Consider the following 24,682-nt stretch of genomic DNA (forward strand, 5'->3'; position numbering starts at 1 on the left):
ATGCGTAAGACTGTTTTATTGCCCCTACTCTTACTGAGCCCATGGTTCTCCCTGGCAGCCACCTTGCCTACCTGTGAGCACATCCGGGATGAAATCCAACAGAAGATCATGGCGAACGGTGTCCCCGCCGAGGCTTTCACCCTGGAGATCGTGGCTAACGATCAAGCGCAACACGCCGGTGGCCAGGTGGTTGGTCACTGCGGCAATGATACGCAAAAGATCATTTATATCCGTACCGATGGCGCAGAGCCCGGTGCCTATGGTTCTAACAACGCGCCACAGGATACCCCATAATACCTCAGGTAACGCCGGGCGACTGACGCCCGGCGACTATTTTTCATCGACAACCTCGATGCGTTCCCGTAATCCGGCCCCTGCCGGAATCAACCAGGCTGCTAACAACGCCAACCAGGCGATCAGTGCCGCGGCAATGAAGACCGCATGCAACGAACTGGCGACCGGCGTGAGTAGGATGACGGCCTCATCGCTATGCGTTAGGCGGTGTGCCATCAATTGTTGCACCGGATCGTTAACTTGCGGCAGACGCCAGGTTAAGTTGAGGTTAAGGGTCGCGCCGAGGATCGCGGTTCCCAGCGCCGAGCCTAACATACGGGTAAACACGGTACAGGCCGTCGCGATACCGCGCAGGGCTTGCGGGGCACTATTCTGCACCGACACCAGAAAGGTGGTATTGGTCATTCCCATCGCGGCACCGATGATGAAGGCCGAGACACGTCCCCACCATAGGCTACCTTGCGGCGTCTGCCACAGTAGACATAGACTGCCGATGATCAACAACACGCTGCCGATCAACGCAGTCGTTCGATAAGAGGTACGCAGCATCAGATGTCCACTTAGGGTGCTGGCGATCGGCCAACCGATCGACATCAATGCCAGCGTCATACCCGCCTCCAGGGCTGAATACCCCATCACCCCCTGCACATAGGTCGGCAGGAAGGCGGCGACCCCCATCATCGAGGCACCGACGATCAAGCCGCCGATGTTACCCGCCACCATGATGCGACTGCGCCAGAGCGCCGCGGGAAACAACGGCTCCACGGCTCGTTGTTCCTGACGCCAGAGCAGCAAGCCGCTTAATACGGCGATCGCCAGCAATACGCTGATCCAGCGGCCAAGCAGTTCCGCCTGCAATAGCGCGAGCAACAATGCACTGACGCCGATAGCTAACCAGGCGGTCCCGGCGAGATCCAGCACATGGCGCTGCGGACGCAGTTGTTCCGGGAAATAGCGCCATAATAGGTAAATAGCACTACAACCGATAGGCACGTTGATCCAGAAGACTAATGACCAATGAAAATGTTGAACGATGAAGGCCCCCAATAATGGCCCGACGATCGCCGATATTCCCCATACGCTGGACAGGTAACCTTGGATGCGTGGCCGCTCTAAAGGGCTATAGACGTCGGCGATAATGGTGACCGCGATAGGCGTGATGGCCCCGGCCCCGGCACCTTGCAAGGCGCGAAACAGAATAAGCCATAGCATATCGTGGGCAAAGCCGCAGAGTACGGAGCCCAGCAGAAATAGCGTTACGCCGATGTAAAACATCCGCTTACGGCCATGCAGATCGGCCAACCGGCCATAGATGGGGATCGAGATGGCCTGCGTCAACAAATAAGCGGCAAACACCCACCCCAACAGCGAGAAGCCACCAAGATCGGCAATGATCGTCGGCATGGCGGTGGAAACGATGGTCACCTCGATGGCGGCCATAAATGTCGCCAGCATACAGGCTGCCAGCACTAAGACCCGCTTGGGGGTAATCGACTGCGTATCCGTACTCATAAGCCCCGTGTCACGACAAACACTATTAAGGACATACTAGCATGCTATGCCGGAAACGCCGCGCCTTAGTTTCCTCGCTAACTCATTGAAGGTGCAACGCTCGTACAGCGTACGCTGTCGGCCTGGCAAGTCGATGCAACCCTGGCGTCACGCCCTTATGTCGGTTGTGCACGCTTACCACCTGATCTCGGCCTGTACACCAAAGCTTAACTGGTCACGCTTATCGTCGTCGAAGGTGAACTGGGTGATCTCGTTTTGTTGCGTCTTCAGATAGGTGCCATAGAAACGGATCTCCGGACGTGAACGCAGCATGCTGGTATCGACCTTAAAGGTATGGAACAGCGTAATCTTATACCCCTTTTCACGGTAGTCGCGCTGGTCGCTACGGTTCTTCTGGGTAAACCAGCCCAACTCGACTCCACTCTGATTAAAGGTATTCCAGATATAGGCCGGACGGAGTACGACTCTGAGCGCCGTGAAGTCAGTATGGGCCATCCTGCTCTGATAACTATAGAGATCGTTACCGTGCGCATAGACCAACGCATTCGCTACGATAATCTCTGGATAGAGATAGGCCTCACCTTGGGAGATGATGCGAATCGCGCTACCGTTCGTATGCTCACCGCCATAGTATTCATAGTGACCATAATGCGGATTGGAATCCGAAATACTCATGAAGCCGCTAGCGACAGAGTTATTTGCGCTCTGAATTACAAAGTCATTGAAGCCGCCGTCAGTGAACTGCTGATGGACGATCACGGTGGCGAGATAGGCGTTTTTCATGGCAAAGTAATCATCAGACTTTGCGTTGTTGCTACGATTGGCCTGGTTATAACGCCCCGCCAACGCTAGCGTAGCGCCTTCCCATAACGGTAAATGACGATAATGTAGATCGATGGCATTGGTATTAACGTGGGTGTTCGATGCGTAATCCCGGTGATAGAGCTTGAGGTCTTGTCGCACCACCGCCAGATCCAGCCAGCCGGGGCCTAAGGTTATATTCTCTAGGCCGACGCCGCCTGCGGATAACGCCCAATTCCCTTTCCAATCCAGCATCTGGATCTCATAGAAGGGCAAGCTGTTCTTTCCCACCCAGAAAGTTGCCTCAGGCAGAAAAGGAATAAAGCCCGTAGTTCTGACAAAGAGATTAGAAAACTGTAATTTGTTATCTTCGAAAGTATTGAACCAAGCCGGGGTATAGGACGTATTCAGGTTACCATCCAATTGTACTACCGCGTTAACCGTTTTCCCCTCATGGGAATAAACCGGTTTGTCTAAGCGAAGATCGAACCAGGCACCATATTCGTTACCGAGACGCCCCAATGAGCCGATGGCATAGGACTCGGCAACAGCGCGGCGCGACGTCACCCAACCGCTGCGGAAATAACCGGTATAGATCACCCCCATATCCTCTTTTCTCGCGTCCGCAGCGGGCGCCGCGGCGGCATAATCATAGACGAATGATAGGGCGAGCAGTAATAAGCCGTTTGTGAAGCTGTCTTTGGGATGCATGATGACTATTCCATGGTCGCGCATAAGAAACCTCCAGACGGTTTCTATAGCCGGATAATTTTTGTTATGAGCTCCGCGTCCAGTGCTATCGACACAACGGAAATAGGCTGCACCGCCCTTTCTGCATGGTGTAAAGAAATCTCTGCGACCGCTAAATGACGGTAACAGATTGGGCGCTGCGTACAGAAAACGATTACGCGTTAGGTTGAGGACATGATTTATCTCCTAGATTATCATCGCTATTTTAGCGAGCTTGGCTAACACGACGCCACGCGCGACGCATCGCTGACGTCCCTAATACAACTGGCTGGATATGGAATAATAACACCATTAATCATCGCGAATTTTAGTTTATTCCCGGCGGTTTTTACCCACATCTGGCGCCCGTCGCCTAAATTGGAGCAGGCACATCCCCGCTTATTGCGGTATCGTTTCCCGGTATATAGCGCGAGCCGCTAGGCAGAGTAAAGTAAGCAGAAAAAATAACGCCTGTCGCTATCATCGTCTCGGTGTGACGCGTATCTGCCCTAGTGGCAGAATAATGTATAGCCCGGCCTATTTATGAATTCGCCCGCGTAACGGTAAAAATACCCGATGTCTCAACGCTGGCGCTAGTCATGTAATGGCGCACGCAGATAATTAGCGCTACAAACAGCATGACGACATCAATAATGCTACACACTCAATATGCCAATGGTGAATAGCGTGCGAGCCTGTGTTGTTACTCATGGCTTCAACAAAAACTAAACGATGTCATCGCCTTAGTTTGATTTTTCTTGAATATACATCCACCATTAACGGATAGTAGCGAGCCTCATCCATAAGGGATCTCGCCTAATTATGCACATATCAACTCATACTTTACCTAATGGCATCGCGCTCTCCTGGTATCATCCCGCAGAGAAAGCCGTTGCCCCAGTGATTATTTTATGTCACGGCTTTTGCGGTATTCAGCAGGTATTATTACCGGCGTTTGCGGAAGCGTTCGCTCAGGCTGGATTCTCGGCGCTGACCTTCGATTATCGCGGCTTCGGCGCCAGTGCGGGGGAGCGTGGCCGCTTGGTACCAGCGATGCAGATTGCGGACATCACCAGTGTCATCGATTGGGCCGCGACGCAGTCGGCCATCGATGCCGGGCGCATCGGATTATGGGGCTCCTCGCTGGGGGGATGCCATGTGTTCGCTGCGGCCGCCACGGATCCACGAGTGAAGTGCATCGTTAGCCAACTGGCATTTGCCGATGGTGAGGCGATGGTGACGGGGCACATGAATGCCGAGGAGAAAAATGCCTTTATCGCCTCGCTGTTACGCATGGAGGCGAAAAAGCACGCCAGCGGTAAAGAGGTGATGGTATCTGTCACCCGGGTATTAAGCGACGAGGAGTCCAAGGCCTTCTTTGCCGAATACCGTTTACGTTATCCACAAATGGAGATCAAAATCCCTTTCTTGACGGTGCTGGAAACTATCCGTTATCAACCGGCGCATTTCGCGGCACAGGTAAAATGCCCTTCGCTGGTGGTGGTGGCGCAACAAGATACGGTCAACCCTCCACAGCAGGGTATCGCTCTGTTCGCCGCGTTGGGAGCAAGCAGTAAGCGCCTGTATATCGAGGAAGGCGCACATCACTACGATATGTACGACGGGGAACATTTCCAGCGCTCTATTCGCGAACAGTTAGCATGGTTTAATACCCAACTATAAATGGCGTCACAGCTTCACTTCTTGCCGGGGCTGAGGCTGTAGCGAAGAGCCATCCGCGCTGTATATCTCTGGGGATGCAGCGTGGACCTAGCTTATCCGTCTGCCCTCACACGTTTGGCGCTTATACGGCTCGGCATCAGTTGATCCTGCCGCACAACATTTATCTTTTTTCATGTCCTTTTATTTGGCGTAGGAAAATAGACTGAATGCGCGCTCCATGGCGTCGTCTGAAACGATATATTATAAAAATAAGTATACCAAGATAAAATACAGCATGTGGTTATGGACGCAGCATGATGACGAAATGAGATACTGTAAATTCTTCGCTAATCGCCAAATCCTATTCTAATGATAGGTAATCTCTGCCGCTATCGTTGACACTTATCAATTATCGCTTCGCCTCCCCCCTGCACTATGAGCGCGTCGGTTCGCCGGCATTTATCGGTTGCGTCGCAGCCGTATTCGCACTCTCAAAAGGAGTTTTGTCACAATGAAAAAAATAACGAAATGGGCAGGCGGGATAGTCATTGCCGGTATTGCCTGTTACTTAGGGTTGGTCGGTTATGTCTATAATCACGATAAAGCACGCAACACGTTGCCGAGTGAACCGGCGAGTTCTCCCCTTAACGCACAGGTCCTGGGCATCCTGAGCGAAAAGGGGTGTGATTATTGTCATACGCCATCGTCGAATCTTCCCTTTTACGCCAAGGTTCCCGGCGTGAAGCAGTTGATGGAATATGACATGTACCAAGGGTATAAGGCCTTTAATTTAATCCCCCTGCGGGAAAGTCTATTGAAGCCCTCCCCTTGGAAAAGCGCGAGCGGTAAGCCGCCGACACTGACCGATCTGAATAAGCTGGAATGGGTTATCGAGAATCAAACCATGCCGCCGACCCGTTATACCATGATGCATTGGGCGGGACGTCTGTCTGAGGCCGATCGTGAAACCTTGCTGGCATGGATCAAGGCGCAGCGTGAGCAGTACTACACCACGGCCGACATGGCGCCGGCGATGCGTAACGAGCCGATTCAGCCGATCCCCCAATCTTTGGCGGTCGATGCCGAAAAGGCCGCGTTGGGATTCCGTCTGTATCACGATCCGCGTCTCTCTGGCAATGATACTGTTGCTTGCGCGCATTGCCACCAGTTGGCTGCGGGCGGCGTCGATGGGCGCAAGACCTCGCTCGGGGTCGACGATCAGGTTGGACCGATCAACGCGCCGACGGTGTTTAACGCGGTGTTTAACATCGCCCAATTCTGGGATGGTCGAGCGGCAACGCTACAGGATCAAGCGGGTGGCCCGCCGTTGAACCCGATCGAGATGTCATCGAAGTCATGGCAGGAGATCATCGCGAAACTCGATAAGGATCAAGCCTTCAAGCAAGCCTTCCTTAAGGTGTATCCACAAGGTTTCAGCGGTACGACCATCACCAACGCCATCGCCGAGTTTGAGCGGACCCTGATTACGCCGAACGCGCCGTTTGACCGTTATCTGCGTGGCGATGCCAATGCTCTCAGCGCGCAGCAGCAGCGCGGTTACCAGTTGTTCAAAGATAATCGTTGCGCCACCTGCCACGCGGGGGTCGCCATGGGCGGGGAGTCGTATGAGCCGCTCGGCCTGATGGCCGATTATCCGTTTGGTAAGCTGACCAGCGCCGATATCGGTCGCATGAATGTGACACAGGATCTGCGCGATCGTCTGCGCCAGAAGGTGCCGACACTGCGTAACGTGGCGTTGACTGCTCCCTACTTCCATCGTGGTGACGTGAAGACGCTGGATGAGGCGGTGAAACTGATGCTGAAATACCAGGTCGGCGTCACGCTGCCACAGAACGAGGTGGACGATATCGTGGCCTTCCTGCACAGCCTCAATGGCGTGTATACCCCCTACCAGGCTACGCATGATACATCGGTGCCAGCGCATCCGGCGACTGAGATAAAAGCGCTCGGCGAGGTCTCCGCTACCCATGCCATGCCGGCAGGTCCCGCGTCAGCGCCCACGCCTGCCCACCCCTGATTCTGCCCACTGCTCATGGGCGCGCCCGCAGCGCGCCCATTTTTTATTCGTCACCCTTTTCTGGTGTGGATGAGCGATTATCGGAACCGAGTTCGTCAAAATCCGGCCCTGTGTGATGCGGCCATCAGGCTGTTCGCGAGGTTGCCTTATCTCATTCATTGGGTGTGCGCGCCTGGCGAGACACTCGACGGGTAAGCTAGAGAGGGCGTGGCGTCGTGAGGGGAAAGGCATTATACAACCACCCCCGGCTGAAGCGGGGGTGAAGGTAATACGAGGTGAGTTAAGCGAGCGCGGAGAGATCGATATAACGCGCCAAGGCTTTCTCTTCTGGCCGGTAGAGATACGGGATCTCACCCAATTGGGGCGCGGGTAACTTCTGGCGCAATGCCTCAATAGTTTCGGCGTAATGGGATAACCCCGGATTGATACGGTTGGCTATCCACCCCACGAAAGGCAAGCCGTCATTGATGATCGCTTGTGCCGTCAGGATGGCATGACTGATACATCCCAACTTGATCCCGACGACTAAAATCACCGGGAGTTGTTCCTGAACAACCCACTCCGATAAGGGGCGCAAGTCTTGCATCAATACGCGCCAGCCGCCAGTGCCCTGCACCACCACATGTTGGGCCTTGCTGCTTAAGTGTTGCAGCCCGCGGCTCATGGCGCCGTAGTCCAGCGCTTCGCCAGTGTGGGCACTCGCGATCGCTTCGCGCAAAGTGATCGGATTGACCTCGTCGTAACTCAATGCCAGGCTAGAGGCATGCAACAGTGTCAATGCGTCGTGGTTACGCAGTCCCTGCGCTGTTTCCTCACTGCCTACGGCAATCGGCTTATAGCCGACGGCGCTTTCTCCCGTCGCCTGAATGGCTTGTAATAACGCACGGGATGCCACCGTTTTGCCAACTTCGGTGTCAGTGCCCGTTACGAATACGCGTTTTAACATGAAATAATGACTCCGGAGAAACTCCGATTAGTAATAAAAAAGCTAAGTGTGATCTGACCGGAATATGCTGTGTGCCCGCGATCACCGATAAACCGGAAAAGTCTAGGCGAAGCGCTGGATGTCCGGCTTGCGTTAGCTCAAATTTTTATTTATCGCTCTGATGATTTTGCCGTTTTATGCCTGCGACGTAACAACCTGGCAAACTTGCAGACACAAACGGGTTGCTTAAGCGGGATTATCCTTGCAAGAGGCGTAGCAGTAGCGAACCATTGTACAGCGCCTCTTTGACTAACGCTGCCGCGGGCATGGTGCCATGATTGTGGAACTGACTGGCTTCAACAGCCAGGTGTTGCGTGTAATGCGGTAGCGCTTGTTGGCGGATAGCGCTGGCGATAGAGGGATAGAGCACATCGGCCGCCTGATTCAAGGGCGAACCGATGAGGATCTTCTCGGGGTTAAAGAGATTGACCATCACCGCCGCGATACGCCCCACGCTATGGCCGACGCTGTTGATCAGATCGCGTCCCAGTTGGTCACCTTGCAATGCGGCCTGGCAGAGCGCTTCGATGGTTAAAGGACGCATGGCATGTAGCTGTGATGAAGGCGACATCGCTAAGCGTTGCTCCGCGAGCGCCAGAATATTCTGTAAGCCGGCAATGGTTTCCAGGCAACCGTGGTTGCCGCAGTAGCATTGCTTCCCATAGGGGTCGACCTGGGTGTGCCCTATTTCGACCAGGCTTTGGCGGCTACCGTTTAGCAAGCGCCCTTCGCTGATCACTCCAGCACCCACGTTATAGTCGATGACGATCTGGATCAGGTTAGCGCAGCCATTGCCGGCACCGAACAGCGATTCGGCCATGGTCCAGGCGCAGACATCGTGCTGTAGGTAGATCGGGAGCCCCGTGTGACGTTCGAGCTCTTCGCTCAACGCCATGTCTTGCACCTCGGCGTAGTACGGCATGCGATGAACGATACCTTGCGCGGCGTTAACCAAGCCCGGGAGGGTCACGGCGATGGCGGTTAACCGTTCCAATTGATGTTGATGGCGGGTAAAGAAACCATCGATCTCACCGATCAGACGGTGCAATAACGGGGTCTCGCGTTGCGCCGGTAGCGCGATCTCTTCTTCGACGACTAACGCACTGCTCAGATCACGCAAGGCTAACGTCATGGTTCCGAGGCCGATACGCACACAGAGGTAATGCCAAGAGGCGGTATCGAGGATCAGGCCGACGGCGGGACGGCCGCGACTGCCTGGCTCCTGAAACTCCGTCTCTTGTACCAGATGAGCTTCGAGCAGCTCACGGACAATCTTAGTAATACTGGCCGGCGCCAGTTGCGCGCGTTTTGAAAGCTCAATGCGCGAAATAGGACCAAACCGATCGATAAGACGATACACTGCCCCAGCATTTATCTGCTTGATTTGATCAATATGCCCCGGCTGACCGTCAGCAATCACCACTGCTACTCCCAGTTATTTTTCGCGCTTCAAAATAAATCTTACCGACAATGGTGAGGATTTGACAAAAATGCGTAAGCCATTTGATTCGTTATGTGATTAGGCGCACAAATACTTGCTTTTTCAGCCTAAGTTCTGTCCCGTTCGATGCGCGTTAACGAACTTACGCCGGGGGTAGCAGCAGCGAGATTAAGGCTTGCGCCTGCGCACTTAACGCGCGCTGGCGGTGATACGCGAGCCAGATTTCGGTGTAGGCATCCGGCTCCGCCAAGGGACGATAACAGACCCCCTCCACCTGAATGCGAGTATAGGAGGCAGGCAAAATCGATACCCCCAGCCCCGACGAGATCAATCCGACGATGGTCATCGCCTCGCCAACCTCCTGGGTAATGTAGGGTACGATGCCCGCGCGTTTGAGCAAGGCCAGCAGTTCGTCATATAACGCCGTGCCATCACCGCGAGAAAAGAAGACGAAGGGCTGTTCGGCCAAGTCGCTAAAGCGTAACGCCTCCTTGCGCCGCGCCAACGGATGATGCTGATGCAACACTGCGACCAGTGACTCGCGCCGTAACATCCGATGGGTCAGCGTGCTGGGTAGTGTGGTATTACGCAGAATCGCGATATCTAGCTTGCCATCGCTTAACGGTTCAATCTGCTGCCTGGTATTTAGCTCACGCATTTGCAGATGGACTTGTGGATAGCGTTGACGGTAGGTGAAGAGCGCATGCGCGATTTGGGGGACAAACGGCATTGATGAGGTAAAGCCGATGGTGAGATCGCCACTCTCACCCCGATGTGCCCGTGCCGCTTTCTCTGCCGCCTGCTCCAACTGTCCAACGATGGCATAGCACTCTTTTAAAAAGATCTGGCCAGCCTGTGTGAGGCTGACGCTACGACTGGTGCGCAGTAATAGGCGTGCGCCAAGCTCTTTTTCCAGGGCTTGGATTTGCTGGCTCAACGGCGGCTGCGAGATCGCCAAGCGTTCCGCCGCGCGGTTGAAGTGCCGCTCTTCGGCGACGGCGATGAAGTATTTAAGGTGGCGAATTTCTATACGCATCGTACTATTGATATCTTATAAGTATTATTCGTTCTAATTAATATATTAGACATTGACGGATGGCAATCCTATTCTCGCTAAGCGCTCACGCAACAGGAGCGCTCATTAACAGTGTTACGTTTATGTTTGACCCGTATTGAAGGATATTGTGTGAATACCACCCCGGCAGATCTTGCGCCGGATGCCGTAGCTTCGGCACCCGCACAGGCCAATGATGGCGTCAATGGCAAATTCCCGCTGATTACCCGCGAGCACTCCGATTTTAAGCGCGTCACTCTGGCGCTCTTCTCCGCCGGTCTAGCGACCTTCGCCCTCCTGTATTGCGTCCAGCCGATTTTACCGGTGCTATCGCAAGATTTTGGCATTACTCCGGCGCGCAGCAGTTTATCGCTCTCCGTCTCGACCGCGATGCTGGCCATTGGCTTGTTGTTTACCGGGCCGCTCTCCGACGCCATCGGTCGAAAAAATGTCATGGTCACGGCGCTGTTGCTGGCGGCGGGCTGTACTCTGGCCGGCGCATTGATGAATAGCTGGCATGGCATCCTGGTGATGCGCGCTTTGGTGGGCCTGGCTCTGAGCGGCGTCGCCGCTGTCGCCATGACCTATCTGAGTGAAGAGATCGACCCCTCCGTGGTCGCCTTCTCCATGGGATTGTATATCAGCGGTAACTCCATTGGCGGAATGAGCGGTCGTCTGATCAGCGGCGTCTTGACTGACTATTTTTCTTGGCGTATTACCTTGGCCGTCATCGGCTTGTTTGCCCTGGCTTGTGCCCTGCTGTTTTGGCGTATCCTGCCGCCATCACGCCATTTTCGTCCAAGCTCGTTGCGCCCCCGCACTTTGCTGATCAATCTGCGCTTACACTGCCACGATCGCGGACTCCCACTGTTATTTGCCGAAGGCTTTCTCCTGATGGGGAGCTTTGTGACTTTATTCAACTACATCGGTTACCGCCTGTTAGCGACGCCCTACCTCTTGAGCCAGGCCGTTGTTGGGATGCTCTCACTGGTCTATATCAGCGGTACCTATAGCTCGCCGAAAGCCGGCACCCTGACCGCGCGCTTCGGGCGTGGCCCGGTGTTAAGTGTCGCGGTGATCATCATGTTGCTGGGTTTACTCATCACCGCGTTGAACCCATTGTGGGCGATCTTTATTGGTATGCTTCTGTTTACCACCGGTTTTTTTGCCGCTCACTCCGTCGCCAGCAGTTGGATCGGTCGACGCGCCCGACGCGCTAAGGGGCAAGCCTCCTCGCTGTATCTGTTCTGCTATTACGTCGGCTCCAGTGTCGCCGGAACGTTAGGCGGCGTCTTCTGGCACCAATTCGGCTGGAATGGCATTGTCATCTTTCTTGGTGCGATGCTGCTATTGGCCTGGCTGCTGGGTCGCCGTCTGCAACATTTACCCGAAGCCGCGCAGCGGTAGAAATACCCTAGGCTTTCACCGTCCCGATGGTACCACGCCCAGCATGATGCCATCGGGCGTCATCTTAGATGCGCTCCTCCTTAGCTCGCCTCGCATAAAGTCAATCCATACACCAGTAGGGATTGGCTCTCTTACCCAGTGAGTATGGCCGGCCCTTTCTTTAGGGTGTTATTTGTCCCGCCCTGTCCCCCCTGCGCTATCGTTGACATGAGGGACAAAACGCGGAAGGCGCTCCGGCGCAAAACGTGTGTGACTGGGCGCCCGCCGCGTTTTTACTGGTTAGCATTTAGGATTACGTTTATGTTTTCGTCGGCGTTATGTGGTTTTGGATGCTCGTATTATCAGGCGGTGTGCAGTAAGATAGCTATATGTATGTTGTAACTAATTAGATGAGGTTTACGAAACGACGATGTCCACCAGCAATATCATTGAACAACTCCACCTCTGCTTCCGTCAGTTGGAGGAAGCGTTGGCGGATACCGACCACCAGCTCGCCGAACTGGCGCCGCTCCGGGCCGAGGTCTTCGAATTGCCGGATATCGAAAAGGGCCAAGAGCATGACGCCATCCAACGAATCTCCGTCCTTCCCGTAAGTGGCGAGGCCGCCTTCAACCTAGGACGTCAGCACTTTCGCCGGCTTTTCCTGCACCATCATGCGCAGAATATCAGCACTAAGGCCGCCGTCCGGCTACCCGGCGTCTTATGCTATTGGGCTACCCCAGCCCAACGCCAAGCGCTACAACACACCCTCGCGCGAGTCAACGCTCATAAGCAGCGCCTGGAGCAGATCATCGCAGTAGAGAGCGGATTACCACCGGAACAACGCTTCGAATTCGTTCATCGCCAGTTAAAGGGATTATTAACCCTCAGCGCCTACCGTAGCCTCACCTTGTTGAACGCCCCGGACAGTATTCACTTTGGTTGGGCGAATAAGCAGGTTATCAATAAGTTAACTCGTGCCGAAATGTTGAGTCGTCTCGATAAAAGTCTGCGCGCGGGACGGGCCGTTCCCCCCTATACTCGGGAGCAATGGACGCAGCGTTTGCTAGCGGAGCGCGATCTGTTGCTGGCGCTTCCTGAGGATGTAGGTCTAAAAATACGCCGTCCGGTTAAGGTGCAGCCCATTGCCCGCGCGTGGTATAGCGCGAGCCAAAAGCAGGTACAACATCCTTGCAGTATGCCGCTTATCGCCGTGTATGAAGCGCCGGCCTCATGTCCACGTATCGGCACCTTAGCCGATTATGACGCCGATAACATCGCCGTACGCCACCGGCCACGCGCCCGGCCACTGATCCCGCTGATCCCACGCCTGCATCTCTATCGCGAAGCCGATACGGAAACGCATTAAGGCACGCCATGCGGGCACGGCAGCGCCCTTTGCATAGAGGATCAGGGTACGGAGATTAGGCTATGGCGAACGACTTTCACGATCAATTTTCTTGCCGAGACAGGGGGTGTTCCTGTTTACTGAAACAAATTCACCTTTCAAGACTAACGGAATCGACTGATGCAAAAGATGACTAACGCCATACAGCATTACGCCTGGGGTAGCCGCGATGCACTGAGTAAACTCTATGGCATCGCTAACCCGGATAACCAACCAATGGCCGAACTGTGGATGGGAGCCCATCCGTTGAATAGCTCACGGGTACAAGACGCCCATGGGGTAAGTCATACTCTGCGCGATCAGATCGCCGCCGATCCGCGGACACAGCTGGGGGACGCCGTCGCGCGCCGCTTTGGCGAACTGCCGTTCCTATTTAAGGTGTTATGCGCCGCCCAGCCCCTCTCCATTCAGGTGCATCCTAATAAGCGTGCCGCCGAAGACGGCTTCGCCCGTGAAGAGGCGGCCGGAATCCCCCGTAACGCCACCAACCGCAACTATAAAGATGCCAATCATAAGCCAGAGTTGGTTTATGCGCTGACGCCCTTCACCGCGATGAATGGCTTTCGTCCCTTCGCGCAAATCGCCACGCTGCTGCACCCCTTACGCGCGGCGCATCCCGACATTGATGCCTTTATCCAACACCCGGATGCCGAACACTTGCGCAACCTGTTCGCCAATCTGCTCACGATGCAGGGTGAGGTCAAGGCGCGGGCGCTACGTTGTCTGCATGAGGTATTGACGCAGCATCAGGGGGATGTCTGGGATACCCTACGCAACATCGCCGCTCTCTACCCGAATGACAGCGGGTTGTTCTCGCCCTTGCTGCTGAATGTCATTCATTTGCAGCCCGGTCAGGCGATGTTCCTAGATGCGGAGACCCCCCACGCCTATCTGCATGGCGTCGCGCTAGAAGTGATGGCTAATTCGGATAACGTGCTACGCGCCGGCTTGACACCCAAATATATTGACGTCGCCGAACTGCTGGATAATGTGCGCTTTATTCCCCGTCCCGCCGACACCCTGTTGACGGAACCTCAGCACGATGGCCATGAGACGCGCTTCCCGGTTCCCGTCGCCGACTTCGCCTTCTCGGTACACACGCTCAACGCCCAGCCTCAGCCAGTACGCCAGGCCAGCGCCGCGCTCTTATTCTGTATCCGTGGTGAGGCGCATGTGCATCAGGGCGAACGTAGCCTGATACTGCATCCCGGCGAGTCCTGCTACCTCAGCGCCGCCGAGGCACCGGTGACCGTAAGCGGCCAAGGCGAACTGGCGCGCGTATTTAATCAGTTAGATTAATTTTCCACGAATTATTTGCCAACCGACACAGCTTGCCGCCACAATAAAAAACGCCTACGGGCGTTTTTTTTCCTTACCGGGCCTAACGATAACCGATGCCCGATTCTGGCTACATTAAGGACAGAGTATGAAAAAATCAGCCGTCGCCGTTGCGATCATTGCCGTGTTAGCTGCCAGCTGGAGCGGCGCATCCTGGTACACCGGGAAGCTTATCGAGCAGCGTATGGACAGCGAAGTAGCCCGCCTGAACACGCAGCTCGCCCAGCAACTGCCTCAGGCCGGCCTGAAGGTCAGTTACCAGAATTACCAACGAGGCCTCTTTACCAGTCGGATGCAGGTCGTCATCCAAGCCGATACGAATCATAAATCCGCGGCCTGGTTACCCGCAGGGCAGCCCCTGATGCTGGACGAAACCATCAATCATGGCCCCTTCCCGCTCACCGATTTCTCGCTGCTGCCGCGCATGGCCGTGATCCATAGCCAGTTAGCCAATACCCCCGCGGTCGCGGCACTGTTTAAAGACAGCCAAGGTCAATCGCCGTTCACGGCTAACACTCGTCTGGCCTATAACGGTGATAGCCGTAACCAAATAAGCCTGGCTCCCCTGACCATCCAGCAAGGCGCGACCAAGGTGACCTTTGCCGGCGCACAAATCCAGGCTGACTTCGCTGCCGACCTGAGCCGCATCGATCTCAACGGCGATCTCAAGGGCATCACACTCAGCGCCCCCAACGGCGAACAGCCGGAAACCTTGGTGTTGGAAGGGGTGACCTTTGGCTCCCATAGCAAACTGGGTAAATTCGCTATCAATGTCGGCGAGCAGCAGATAACAGCCAAGCGCTTGAGCCTGACGGGAGGCGACAAAGAAAGCGTCGTACTGGATGATATAGCCTTGCATACCCGTCTGACAGAAGATGCGCGCACCTTAAACGCTAAGGCCGACTACACCTTAGGCGCAGTGCAGATCAATGGCAAAGCGTTTGGCAGTGGCGGGCTGACGTTGCACCTTAACGGGTTCGACGGCAAGGCCGTGCAGGCATTCAGCACACAGTACCAACGTTTCCTCACTCAGCAATTAGCCAGCGGTAACAGTAGCGATAGCCCCGCGTACCAACAGCAACTGGCGGCCCTGATGGATACCGCCTTGCCGACCCTGCTCAACGGCGATCCACAGATCAGCATCCAGCCGCTGAGTTGGAAGAACGACGCCGGGAGCAGCCAATTCACGCTCGATATGATGCTGGGCGCGCCGCAGACAGCACCCGCCGACGCGACGCTCCCGCCGTTGCTACAGATGATCCGCAGCCTGGATCTCTCGCTCGCCATCTCTATGCCGATGGCGACTCAGCTCGCCACCCAGGCGGCCGAACTGGAAGGTTACCCAGCCGATCAGGCGCAGAAACTCGCGAGCCAACAGGTTCAGGGCGTTTCTGCCATGGGGCAGATGTTTAAACTGACGACACAGCAAGAGCAGAACATCGTCAGTAAACTGCATTACGCCGCCGGGCAGATCACCCTAAATGGCAAGCAGATGAGCCTGGCACAGTTCGCCGGTCTGTTCGGTCTGTTTGATGGCATCGGTGGAGAGACGCCCGCCGATCAGTAAGCGAGCGCGACGCAACGATGCCTGCCACGCGGGCATTGTTGCGCTGTTTGCTGCGGCTCATTGCCCCTAACGCCTCCCGTCATTATTCCTTGTCAACTACGCCCGTCCCCCTCGCACAGCGGCCAACGTCCCACACCGTCTCGCCCTCCTCACGGCGAGGGGAACGTCGCCCCTTCCCTGGGAAAACATCGCTAACAAGGGGCAATGAATCGGCCAGCGGCACAATACCTGTATATATATACAGTCTATCGTAAAACGGCCACACCTCTCGATATTTTGTGATAAATATCACATTTATATGTAACGGAATAGAAATTTACATCGCATTGTTTTTATACTGACGCGCACTTTACGTCCGATAACTGAGAGTGCTCATCATGATTGATTCGCGTTTTCCCTTGACCGACCTGCACCGCCATCTCGATGGCAACATCCGACCGCAAACGATTCTAGATCTGGGACAACAGTATCAGCTGGCCCTGCCGGCCGATGAGCTGGAAGCATTACGTCCCCATGTGCAAATCGGCAACAATGCCCCCGATCTGGTCACCTTCTTACAAAAATTAGACTGGGGGGTGGCTGTCTTGGCCAGCCTCGACGCCTGCCGGCGCATCGCCTATGAAAACGTGGAGGATTTACAGCGCGCCGGGATCGATTACGCTGAGTTGCGCTTCTCCCCCTACTACATGGCGCGCCGCCATCATCTACCGCTGCAAGGGGTGGTCGAAGCGGTGATCGATGGCGTCAATGCTGGAGTACGCGATTTTGGGATCCCGGTACGCCTGATCGGCATCCTGAGCCGCACCTTCGGCCAAGAGGCTTGCCAGCAGGAGCTAGCGGCGCTGCTGGCCTGTCGCGACCAGATCTGTGCGTTGGATCTTGCCGGTGATGAACTGGGCTTTCCGGGAGCCCTATTCCTGCCACACTTCAACCAGGCGCGCGACGCCGGCTGGCACATCACCGTACACGCTGGCGAGGCCGCTGGTGCGGACAGTATCTGGCAGGCCATCCGTGAGCTCGGGGCCGAACGCATCGGCCACGGCGTCAACGCCATCCACGATGCACACCTGATGGATTACCTAGCCGAACACGCCATCGGCATCGAATCCTGCCTGACCTCGAATCTTCAGACCAGTACCGTCAGCGCGTTGGATCAGCATCCACTGAAACGCTTCTTAGCCCATGGCTGCCTGGCTAACATCAATACCGATGATCCGGCGGTCGAAGGCATCGAACTGCGCCATGAATACCAAGTTGCCGCTCCCGCCGCCGGGTTGAGCCGCGAACAGATCCGCCAGGCACAATACAATGGTCTAAGCATGGCCTTCCTCAGCCAGGCCGAAAAACAAGCGCTACGCGATGCCAAACAGCAGGGATAACCACCAAGACATCCCCCCTACTGCGGACGCCGCCCTACCGAACGGCGTTTAACGAGACGCGCCCATCTCGTCCTGCGCTGGTGCCGGCTGGCGGGCATAACGCTGCGCCAGCCAGGCACAGACCATCAATTGTAATTGATGGAAAATCATCAATGGCAACACCATCATGCCGACCGCTGCCGCCGGAAACAGCACATTCGCCATCGGAATACCGTTTGCCAGACTCTTCTTCGACCCGCAGAACACAATGGTTATCTCATCAGCTTTATCGAAACCCAATGCACGGGCGGCGTAGGTATTGATCAGCAACACCACCCCCAACAAAACGGCGGAAACCAGCAGGATGATCAGCAGCGACCAACCATCGATACGTTGCCAGATACCCTCGATCACCGCCTCACTAAAGGCGGTATAGACCACCAGCAAGATAGAGGAGCGATCGGTGATGTTGATTAAGCGGCGGTGACGGCCAACCCACGAGGCCGTCAACGGCCGCGACAGGTGGCCGAGCACAAAAGGCACCATCAATTGCAGAATAATCGCACCGATGGCGTGCAGGCTATCGATGCCATCGCCCTGAGTCTGCATCAACAGGCCGACCAGCAACGGCGACAGGAAGACGCCCAACATACTGGAGGCCGAGGCGCTACAGACCGCGGCGGCCACATTCCCCCCAGCTATCGAGGTATAGGCGATGGCGGATTGCACCGTGGCCGGTAAGGCACACAGATAGAGGAATCCCATGTAAATCACCGGGCTCATCAACGCCGGCACCACGACACCGAGCGCCATACCCAGCAACGGAAACAGGGCAAAGGTACTCAGGAAGACCAACAGATGTAGCCGCCAATGCCCCATACCGGCGACGATCGCCTCACGCGACAGCTTGGCGCCATGCATAAAGAACAACAGGGCAATGGCCGCCGTCGTCAAATGGCTGAACAGCGCTTTTGCCGTTCCCTGACAAGGAAACAGCGAAGCGACTAACACCACCAGGATCAAGACCAGCAGAAACGGATCAATCCGCAAACGTTGTAACCAACAAGACATGTCACCTACTTCCTTAGCTCACGACGGCGATTCCCCATCATAACCCGCTTTAGACGCGACACCAGCGCCATTTATCCGCGAAGAAGCGCTAACGGTGAACATTATCTCGGCCTGCTATTTGATAAATTTGCAATCCAAATCACTAATATCTCGCTAGACGTATTAGCGCAATTACTGAATACTGTTATTCATTATACATATCCGCCTAATACAACGATCAAAAGATGAGCACAATTGAATTTCTGCATAAGTTCCGCAAGGTAAATAATAGCGAGAGTCTGGAAAAGCTTTTCGATCATTTAAATTACTCGCTGCATGATGAAAAAGAGATCATCAATATGTATCGCGCTGCCGATCACCGCCGTGCCGAACTGGTCAGCGGCGGGCAGTTGTTCGATCTTGGCTGCGTGCCGAAAGAGATTTGGCATTACGTCGTCTAATCTCCCGTGGCGCTCCCTATTCAGTGTTGTCACCCGCCGGGCATCAACGACGCCCCGCGCTGGGGGCGTAGAGGTAGTGGTGCGTTTCACGCCGCAGCGGGCAGACGTATTAGCAAAACGAATACAATCTGCGGCGCGCACGGCATGATTAACGCTTATCTCGCCCTCGCTATTGGCGTGCGCGCAGGTGACTCACCGTTAGCACGATTCAGCGCCCTCGGCTTACCATTCACTCACCGAGGAAATATTACTCCGAGTAATTAACATAGTGAGCTGAATTATTGCGCTTGTTTTTTCACCACCATTTACAACACAATTCTCAGCAAGAATTTGCGCTTTCACCAAGTAACCGTTTGCGCACTGTGGCATAATCAACCCTATTCTCCGTCCAGGCGTATAATCATTGGCGTGCAGCCTCTTCCGCCTTGTGGCCAGTTGTCGGCGGCGCCTGGGTTTACACTGTCTCTATAAAGGATTACGACACGCTATGACATCTCGCTGCGAAACGATGCCCACCTGCCAACCCGCGTTGCAGCCGATCGCCGCCATCGCTAAGCGGATAGGCATCTCTCCGGAAGCACTGATCCCTTATGGCCCCTATGCGGCCAAAGTCGATCTGCGCCGCATCACTAACCGCGCACCGCGCGGCAAGCTGATCCTCGTCTCCAGTATTACCCCAACGCCCTTAGGTGAAGGCAAAACCGTCACTACCCTCGGACTAAGCCAAGGGCTTAACTACCTGGGCCATCCCGCCATCGCTTGCATCCGTCAGCCCAGCCTGGGGCCGGTCTTCGGCGTCAAAGGCGGAGCGGCCGGCGGCGGAGCCTCGCAGGTGCTGCCGATGGAGCAGCTCAACCTGCATCTTACCGGTGATATCCATGCCATCAGCGCGGCCCATAACCTGGCCGCCGCCGCCCTCGATGCGCGCCTCTTCCACGAACAACGGCTCGGCGACGAATTCACGGCCCAGAGTGGGCTGCCTCGTCTGGATATCGATCCGCAACGCATCGTCTGGAAGCGCGTCATGGATCATAACGATCGTGCGTTGCGTAGCATCGAGGTCGGTGTCGGTGGCGGCAACAACGGGGTAACGCGCCACGATGGCTTTGACATCAGTGCCGCCTCGGAGCTAATGGCCATTCTAGCCCTTTCCGAAAGCCTGGCTGACATGCGGACGCGTATCGGCAAGGTGATCTTGGCCTATTCGATGCAAGGGCAAGCGATCACCGCCGACGATTTGCAGGTCGCCGGGGCCATGACCGTGGTGATGAAAGAGGCCATCCACCCTACCCTGATGCAGAGCAGCGAACAGACACCGGTACTGATCCATGCCGGACCGTTCGCCAACATCGCCCACGGTAATTCGTCGGTTTTAGCTGATCGCCTGGCGTTGCAATTGGCCGACTATGTCGTCACCGAGGCAGGCTTCGGCTCCGACATGGGGATGGAGAAGTTTTTCAATATCAAATATCGCCAGTCAGGGATCGCCCCGTCTTGCGTGGTACTGGTCGCGACCCTGCGCAGCCTGAAAGCTAATAGCGGGCGTTTCAATATGAAACCGGGCCAGCCATTACCGGAAGCGGTGAAGCAACCGGATGCCGATCTGCTGCGCCTCGGTTGTGAAAATCTGGGCTGGCATATCGCCAACGCCCGTCGCTACGGCTTGCCGGTAGTGATCGCCGTCAACCGCTGGCCGGAGGATACCGCACAGGAATTAGCCATCCTGCGCGACTATGCGCTCAGTGCCGGCGCCTTCGGGGTTGAGTTCAGCGAGGCCTTCGCTCGCGGTGGCGAGGGCGCCGCCCGTCTGGCCGCCTGTGTCACCGATGCCTGTAGTCAAGCGGGGCAAGTGACACTGCTCTACCCGGATGATCTGCCGCTGGCCGACAAGTTGCAGACCCTGGCCCGCAGCTACGGCGCCCGCCAAGTTGAACTCACCCAACAGGCGCAGCAGGAGTTGGCGGCGCTGGAGCAGGCGGGCTTCGGCCACTTACCGCTGTGCATGGCCAAGACGCCGCTATCGATCAGTGCCGATCCGGCGTTGAAAAACGTTCCGCACGACTTTACGCTGCCGGTGCGTAGTCTACAGGTCTCCGCCGGTGCGGGCTTTATTCGCGTCTATGCCGGTAATATCATGACCATGCCGGGACTCAGCACGCGGCCAGCCTATCTCCATATCGATATCGATCACGACGGCAATACCGTCGGCCTCAGCTAAGGCTTCCCCCAATCCCCGATCTCTGCCCCCTGTCGGGCCGGGATCGGGTATACTGCCCGCCATCCGTTTCTTACTCGGTATCTTGTATTATGAAAACTAACCGCATCGGCGGCTGGCTGTTTGCCCCTTTGGCTTACATGCTGCTTTCTCTGCTCTCCTCCAGCCTGATGCTGATCCTGTTCATCATGGCGTTGCTGCAACATGGCGCCGGCAGACGGATCTGGACATTGGGCGGCGTCTTCTCGACCCAATGGGGCTTCTCGCTGCTGATCACCGCCGCCGTCTGGTGTTTCTCGCTGTATGTGCTGCGCCTGTTCTTTAAGCGCTCTCGCCGTTTTCCTAAGCTGTTCATCGTCTGGCTGCTGGTCATGCTGTTGCTGGCGCTGAAATCGTTCGCCTTCTCACCGGTCAGCGACGCCGTGGCGCTACGCGGCATTATCATGCCGCTGCTGGCTGCCGCGATATTCGTGCCCTATATCAAGCGTTCGACACGCGTTCGCCAGACATTTATCGAGCCGTAGGCGCTTTTTCGGCCATCAGAGCGAGCCATAGCGGAGGGAATTTGCGCAAATCGTAATAACCCCACGTTTCATCTGTTGTCGTTGGCCGGGTAAACCCCGATAATACAGCGGTTTTATCTTCCGGCTGATCTTTCTGCATTGTAGGTTTTGTGTGATGACCGATTACCTGTTGTTGCTGGTCGGCACCGTCCTGGTCAATAACTTCGTCTTAGTTAAATTTCTCGGCCTCTGCCCCTTCATGGGGGTATCGAAAAAACTTGAGACGGCGATGGGCATGGGGCTGGCAACCACCTTCGTACTCACCCTGGCGTCTGTCTGCGCCTGGGCCGTCAACCAGTTTATTCTGGTTCCCCTGGGGTTGGCCTATCTGCGTACGCTGACCTTTATCCTGGTCATCGCGGTGGTGGTACAATTCACTGAGCTGGCGGTACGCAAGACCAGTCCGGTATTGTATCGCCTATTGGGCATCTTTTTACCGCTGATCACCACCAATTGTGCGGTGCTCGGCGTAGCGCTGCTCAATGTCAATCAGTCGCACAACTTCTTGCAGTCGGCGGTGTATGGCTTCAGCGCCGCCGCCGGGTTCTCGTTGGTGATGGTGCTCTTCGCCGCCATTCGCGAACGCTTGGCCTTAGCCGACGTTCCGGCTCCGTTTCGTGGCTCGTCCATTGCCCTCATCACCGCCGGGCTGATGTCTCTTGCCTTTATGGGCTTTAGCGGATTGGTGAAATTCTGATGTCTTCATTGTGGATAGCGATTGCCGCCGTCAGCGCCATCGCGCTGATTTCCGGCTTGATCCTGGGCTTTGCCGCCCGCCGTTTTCAGGTGGAGGCCGACCCGATCGTCGAACGCATCGACGCCCTGCTGCCCCAGAGCCAATGTGGGCAGTGTGGCTACCCGGGCTGCCGCCCCTATGCCGAGGCCATCGTCGAGGGTGAAAAGATCAATCGTTGTGCGCCGGGCGGTGAGGCGGTGATGCGCAATATCGCCGCCCTACTGGCCGTCGACCCGCAACCGCTGGAAGGCGGGGCCGCTCAGGCAACGCCACCGCGCCAGGTGGCGCTCATCGATGAACATAACTGCATCGGCTGTACCAAATGCATTCAAGCCTGCCCAGTCGATGCCATCGTCGGCGCAACGCGCGCGTTGCATACCGTCATCAGCGCACAGTGCACCGGGTGCGGTCTGTGTCTGGATCCGTGCCCGACGGCCTGTATCCAGTTGATCCCCGTACGCACCTCTACCGCCAACTGGAAATGGGATTTGCACACCATTCCCGTACAGATCCTGGAAGTGAAGCCGCATGTTTAAGCTGTTCGCCGCGTTGCGCAAAGAGAGATTATGGGACTTTAAGGGCGGGATCCATCCGCCGGAGATGAAACAGATCTCCAGCGAAATCCCCTTACGCCGAATTCCATTAGCGAACCTGCTGATCATTCCGTTACAGCAGCACCTTGGGCCGGAAGGCGATCTGCTGGTCAAGGTGGGGCAACAGGTTCTCAAGGGGCAAGCATTGACACGCGGCAACGGGCGAACCCTCCCGGTACACGCCTCGACCTCGGGCACCATCAGCGCCATTTCACACCAAGTCACGGCTCACCCCTCCGGTCTCACCGAGTTGTGCATCAGCTTGATCCCGGATCATCAGGAGCGGTGGGCCGAACGCAAGGCGCTACCCGATTACCAGGCTCACAGCCCGCAAGCGCTGATCGAACATATTCACCAGGCTGGCATCGCCGGCCTTGGCGGTGCTGGTTTTCCTACAGCCGCCAAGCTGCGCGGCGGCGCGGACTGCGTCAACACACTGATCATCAATGCCGCCGAGTGCGAGCCTTATATCACCGCCGACGATCGTCTGATGCGTGAGCATGCCGCGGAGATCGTCACCGGCTGCGCCATCCTACAGCACATCCTGGCACCGGAGCGGATACTGATCGGTATCGAGGACAACAAACCGCAAGCCATCGCCACATTACGCCAGGCGTTACAGGGTCACCAACAGATTCAACTGCGCGTGATCCCGACCAAATATCCCTCTGGCGGCGCCAAGCAACTGATCAAGATCCTCACTGGAATGGAGGTGCCGCACGGCCAACACTCCGCGTCGATCGGGGTGTTGATGCAAAACGTGGCCACCGTCTATGCCATCAAGCGGGCCGTCATCGATGGGGAGCCGCTGCTTGAGCGCGTCGTCACGCTGACCGGCGAGCAGATGAAGCATCCCGGCAATGTGTGGGCGCCATTGGGCACTCCGGTCAAACATTTGCTGCAACACGGCGGATTTATCGCTCAGGATAAACACCCAATGGTGATCATGGGCGGTCCGCTGATGGGTTTTACCCTCTCCCGCCTCGGGGTACCGGTGGTTAAGATCACCAACTGTATTCTGGCGCCCTCACGCGACGAATTCAGCGCGCCGCAGGAAGAGCAACCCTGTATTCGTTGCAGCAGCTGTGCCGATGTCTGCCCCGTCCGTCTGTTGCCACAGCAGCTCTACTGGTATAGCCGCGGCCAAGAGCACGACAAGGCGCGTAGCCACCATCTGCAAGAGTGCATCGAATGCGGCGCCTGCGCCTACGTCTGCCCGAGCAATATCCCCTTAGTACAATATTACCGTCGAGAAAAAGCCGAGATCCGCGCCTTGGACGATGAAGCGCGGCGTGCCGCCGACGCGAAGGCCCGTTTCGAAGCCCGCCTCGCCCGTTTGGCACGGGAGAAAGCCGCGCGCCAACAACGCCATCAACAGGCCGCCGTTAGCGTCAGTCACAGCGATCAGGCTACCATCCAAGCCGCCCTACAGCGTATCAATCTGAAGAAAGCCACGGCAGAGAGCGAGGCGACGACGCCCGATGCGCGTCA

General features: G+C 56.1%; 20 protein-coding genes. 14 read left to right on the forward strand and 6 right to left on the reverse strand.

The window, feature by feature from the left end:
- A complete protein-coding gene (locus EHO01S_RS07890) occupies nucleotides 1-294 on the forward strand; it encodes a DUF1161 domain-containing protein (RefSeq protein WP_024523450.1) in 294 nt (97 codons plus the stop codon).
- A 36-nt stretch (nucleotides 295-330) separates the two neighbouring features.
- On the opposite strand, the gene EHO01S_RS07895 is transcribed toward EHO01S_RS07890, so the two are convergent.
- A complete protein-coding gene (locus EHO01S_RS07895; protein ID WP_024523451.1) occupies nucleotides 331-1,806 on the reverse strand; it encodes an MDR family MFS transporter in 1,476 nt (491 codons plus the stop codon).
- Between the two features lie 174 nt (nucleotides 1,807-1,980).
- The gene (locus tag EHO01S_RS07900; protein ID WP_024523452.1) at nucleotides 1,981-3,318 is read right to left on the reverse strand and encodes a carbohydrate porin; all 1,338 of its coding nucleotides are present in this window, start codon (nucleotides 3,316-3,318) and stop codon (nucleotides 1,981-1,983) included.
- A gap of 840 nt (nucleotides 3,319-4,158) precedes the next feature.
- Between EHO01S_RS07900 and uilS the strand changes: the two genes are divergently transcribed.
- Together uilS and EHO01S_RS07915 are read left to right on the forward strand one after the other, a co-directional pair.
- On the forward strand, nucleotides 4,159-5,019 hold the full coding sequence (uilS, locus tag EHO01S_RS07905) for a UilS family quorum-quenching N-acyl-homoserine lactonase (RefSeq protein ID WP_024523453.1): 861 nt from the start codon (nucleotides 4,159-4,161) through the stop codon (nucleotides 5,017-5,019).
- Nucleotides 5,020-5,509: 490 nt separating this feature from the next.
- Entirely contained in the window at nucleotides 5,510-7,036 is a 1,527-nt protein-coding gene (locus tag EHO01S_RS07915) for a cytochrome-c peroxidase (RefSeq protein WP_024523454.1), read from the forward strand.
- 280 nt (nucleotides 7,037-7,316) lie between these two features.
- Here EHO01S_RS07915 and bioD read toward each other — a convergent pair whose 3' ends face one another.
- The 3 genes from bioD to EHO01S_RS17505 all read right to left on the reverse strand — a co-directional run bounded on the left by bioD (nucleotide 7,317) and on the right by EHO01S_RS17505 (nucleotide 10,498).
- Nucleotides 7,317-7,982 (reverse strand): dethiobiotin synthase, encoded by a 666-nt coding sequence (gene bioD, locus EHO01S_RS07920; RefSeq protein ID WP_024523455.1) that lies wholly within the window; start codon nucleotides 7,980-7,982, stop codon nucleotides 7,317-7,319.
- Between the two features lie 235 nt (nucleotides 7,983-8,217).
- Nucleotides 8,218-9,441, reverse strand: a complete 1,224-nt coding sequence (gene mlc, locus EHO01S_RS07925) for a sugar metabolism global transcriptional regulator Mlc (RefSeq protein WP_024523456.1) — start codon at nucleotides 9,439-9,441, stop codon at nucleotides 8,218-8,220.
- A 163-nt stretch (nucleotides 9,442-9,604) separates the two neighbouring features.
- Nucleotides 9,605-10,498 carry a LysR family transcriptional regulator gene (locus tag EHO01S_RS17505; protein WP_035370342.1) on the reverse strand — a complete coding sequence of 298 codons (894 nt, stop codon included), beginning with the start codon at nucleotides 10,496-10,498 and terminating at the stop codon, nucleotides 9,605-9,607.
- Between the two features lie 150 nt (nucleotides 10,499-10,648).
- Here EHO01S_RS17505 and EHO01S_RS07935 point away from each other — a divergent pair, with 150 nt between their 5' ends.
- From EHO01S_RS07935 to add, 5 genes are all read left to right on the forward strand, one after another.
- On the forward strand, nucleotides 10,649-11,923 hold the full coding sequence (locus EHO01S_RS07935; RefSeq protein ID WP_024523457.1) for an MFS transporter: 1,275 nt from the start codon (nucleotides 10,649-10,651) through the stop codon (nucleotides 11,921-11,923).
- A 409-nt stretch (nucleotides 11,924-12,332) separates the two neighbouring features.
- Complete coding sequence (gene tus / locus EHO01S_RS07940) at nucleotides 12,333-13,271, forward strand: DNA replication terminus site-binding protein (RefSeq protein WP_024523458.1); 939 nt, start codon at nucleotides 12,333-12,335, stop codon at nucleotides 13,269-13,271.
- 159 nt (nucleotides 13,272-13,430) lie between these two features.
- Nucleotides 13,431-14,609 (forward strand): mannose-6-phosphate isomerase, encoded by a 1,179-nt coding sequence (gene manA / locus EHO01S_RS07945; protein ID WP_024523459.1) that lies wholly within the window; start codon nucleotides 13,431-13,433, stop codon nucleotides 14,607-14,609.
- Nucleotides 14,610-14,736: 127 nt separating this feature from the next.
- Nucleotides 14,737-16,215 carry a YdgA family protein gene (locus tag EHO01S_RS07950; RefSeq protein ID WP_024523460.1) on the forward strand — a complete coding sequence of 493 codons (1,479 nt, stop codon included), beginning with the start codon at nucleotides 14,737-14,739 and terminating at the stop codon, nucleotides 16,213-16,215.
- A 377-nt stretch (nucleotides 16,216-16,592) separates the two neighbouring features.
- Nucleotides 16,593-17,594, forward strand: coding sequence for an adenosine deaminase (add, locus tag EHO01S_RS07955; RefSeq protein WP_024523461.1), 1,002 nt, complete (start codon nucleotides 16,593-16,595; stop codon nucleotides 17,592-17,594).
- A gap of 48 nt (nucleotides 17,595-17,642) precedes the next feature.
- Here the strand turns inward: add and EHO01S_RS07960 are convergent, their stop codons facing one another.
- Nucleotides 17,643-18,644 carry a bile acid:sodium symporter family protein gene (locus EHO01S_RS07960; protein ID WP_024523462.1) on the reverse strand — a complete coding sequence of 334 codons (1,002 nt, stop codon included), beginning with the start codon at nucleotides 18,642-18,644 and terminating at the stop codon, nucleotides 17,643-17,645.
- Nucleotides 18,645-18,868: 224 nt separating this feature from the next.
- Between EHO01S_RS07960 and ydgT the strand changes: the two genes are divergently transcribed.
- The 6 genes from ydgT to rsxC form a co-directional block, all read left to right on the forward strand.
- On the forward strand, nucleotides 18,869-19,084 hold the full coding sequence (gene ydgT / locus EHO01S_RS07965) for a transcription modulator YdgT (protein ID WP_024523463.1): 216 nt from the start codon (nucleotides 18,869-18,871) through the stop codon (nucleotides 19,082-19,084).
- A 487-nt stretch (nucleotides 19,085-19,571) separates the two neighbouring features.
- On the forward strand, nucleotides 19,572-21,302 hold the full coding sequence (locus EHO01S_RS07970) for a formate--tetrahydrofolate ligase (protein WP_024523464.1): 1,731 nt from the start codon (nucleotides 19,572-19,574) through the stop codon (nucleotides 21,300-21,302).
- Between the two features lie 89 nt (nucleotides 21,303-21,391).
- Nucleotides 21,392-21,823, forward strand: coding sequence for a DUF2569 domain-containing protein (locus EHO01S_RS07975; RefSeq protein ID WP_024523465.1), 432 nt, complete (start codon nucleotides 21,392-21,394; stop codon nucleotides 21,821-21,823).
- Between the two features lie 154 nt (nucleotides 21,824-21,977).
- A complete protein-coding gene (rsxA, locus tag EHO01S_RS07980) occupies nucleotides 21,978-22,559 on the forward strand; it encodes an electron transport complex subunit RsxA (protein ID WP_005286085.1) in 582 nt (193 codons plus the stop codon).
- The gene (rsxB, locus tag EHO01S_RS07985) at nucleotides 22,559-23,134 is read left to right on the forward strand and encodes an electron transport complex subunit RsxB (RefSeq protein WP_024523466.1); all 576 of its coding nucleotides are present in this window, start codon (nucleotides 22,559-22,561) and stop codon (nucleotides 23,132-23,134) included. The genes rsxA and rsxB overlap by 1 nt, the downstream gene beginning before the upstream one ends.
- Nucleotides 23,127-24,682: electron transport complex subunit RsxC (gene rsxC, locus EHO01S_RS07990; protein WP_024523467.1), on the forward strand; the 1,556-nt coding region annotated here is incomplete at its 3' end. The genes rsxB and rsxC, both read left to right, overlap by 8 nt.

The sequence above is a fragment of the Edwardsiella hoshinae NBRC 105699 = ATCC 33379 genome (assembly GCF_000474215.1).
Classification (GTDB): Bacteria; Pseudomonadota; Gammaproteobacteria; order Enterobacterales; family Enterobacteriaceae; genus Edwardsiella; species Edwardsiella hoshinae.